We start from the raw sequence: 1,608 nt of genomic DNA on the forward strand, positions 1-1,608 counted from the left end.
GCCGCAGCGGCCGGCGCCGTCGCGGTGCTCACCGACGACGACGGCGCGGCCCGCCTGCGCGCGTCGGGCGGCCCGGCGGCGGACCTGCCGGTCCTCGTCGTCGATGACCCGCGGGAGCGCCTGGGCGAAATCTCGGCCTGGGTCTACGGCCGGCCGGCCCGGGACGTCACGACCGTCGGCGTGACGGGGACCAACGGCAAGACCACGACCAGCTACTTCGTCGAGGCGGCGCTCCGGGCCGTGCACGAGCGGACCGCCGTCATCGGCACGGTTGAGCTGCGCGTCGGCGACGAGGCGATCGAGAGCCCGCGCACGACGGTCGAGGCGCCGGTCCTGCACGGGCTCTTCGCGCTCATGCGCGAGCGCGGCGTCACGGCGTGCTCGATGGAGGTGTCCTCGCACGCCCTGGCCCTGGGGCGGGTGGGCGGCCTCGAGCTCGACGTCGCCGGCTTCACCAACCTGCAGTGGGACCACCTGGACTTCCACGGGGACATGGAGGGGTACTTCGCGGCGAAGGCGAGCCTCTTCGCGCCCGGACGCACCCGGCGCGCCGTCGTCTGCGTCGACGACGCGTGGGGCGCGCGCCTCGCGGCGGAGCTGCGCTCCGGCGGGGTCATCCCCGTCGACGCGGTCGCGACGCGCCCGGACGCCGTGGGCGGTGCCGACGCCGACTGGCGCGTCACGGACGCCAGCGTCGGGCTGGACGGCGTCGGCTCGTCCTTCACCCTGACCGGTCCCGACGGCACCTCGATCGGCGCCGCGAGCCCGCTGCCGGGGCTCGTCAACGTGTCCAACGCGGCGGTGGCGGTCGTGCTAGCCCTGCGCGCGGGCGTGCCCCTCGACGTGGCGGCCGCGGCCGTGAGCGGCGCGCCGGCGATCCCCGGCCGCATGGAGCGCGTCGTCGAGCGGGGCGGGACCCACCCGCTCTGCCTGGTCGACTACGCCCACACGCCGGACGCGCTCACGCTGGCCCTCGAGGCCGTCCGCCCGATCACACCCGGGCGCCTCCTGATCGTCCTCGGGTCCGACGGCGACCGGGACCGCGGCAAGCGCCCCGTCATGGGTCAGATCGCCGCGCGCCTGGCGGACGTCGTCGTCGTCACGGACGAGAACCCGCGGTCCGAGCCGCCGGAGGAGATCCGCGCGGCGATCCTCGGCGGGGCGCTCCAGGAGCGGCCCGACGGCACCGACCTGCACGAGTCCGACTCCCGGGCGGACGCCATCCGGCTCGCCCTCGACCTCGCCCGTCCGGAGGACACCATCATCGTCACCGGCAAGGGCCACGAACCGACGCAGGAGATCGCCGGGGTGTTCCACCGCTACAACGACCGGGACGTGTTCCTCGCCGCCACCGGGGGGCAGGCGTGATCCGGCTGACGGCCGCGGAGGTCGCCGAGCTCGTCGACGGGCAGGTCGCCGGCGACGGCGAGGCGGCGGTGACCGGCGACGTCGTCGTCGACTCGCGCCTCGTCGGGCCGGGCGCGCTCTTCGTCGCCCTGGCGGGGGAGCAGGTCGACGGGCACGACTACGCCGCGCGCGCGGTCGCCGCCGGGGCGTCGGTCGTCCTGGCGACCCGCCCGGTGACCGACGACGACGGCGCGCCCCTGC

The 1,608-nt window shown here is 76.6% G+C and carries 2 protein-coding genes; both read left to right on the top strand.

The genetic code is table 11. From position 1 onward, the window contains the following. A partial coding sequence (locus N866_RS13220; protein ID WP_034227097.1) for a UDP-N-acetylmuramoyl-L-alanyl-D-glutamate--2,6-diaminopimelate ligase occupies positions 1–1,368 on the top strand: 1,368 nt, incomplete at its 5' end. Then, a partial coding sequence (locus N866_RS13225; RefSeq protein WP_034227099.1) for a Mur ligase domain-containing protein occupies positions 1,365–1,608 on the top strand: 244 nt, incomplete at its 3' end. The genes N866_RS13220 and N866_RS13225, both read left to right, overlap by 4 nt.

Origin of the sequence: Actinotalea ferrariae CF5-4 (genome assembly GCF_000603945.1) — a bacterium.
Lineage (GTDB): Bacteria > Actinomycetota > Actinomycetes > Actinomycetales > Cellulomonadaceae > Actinotalea > Actinotalea ferrariae.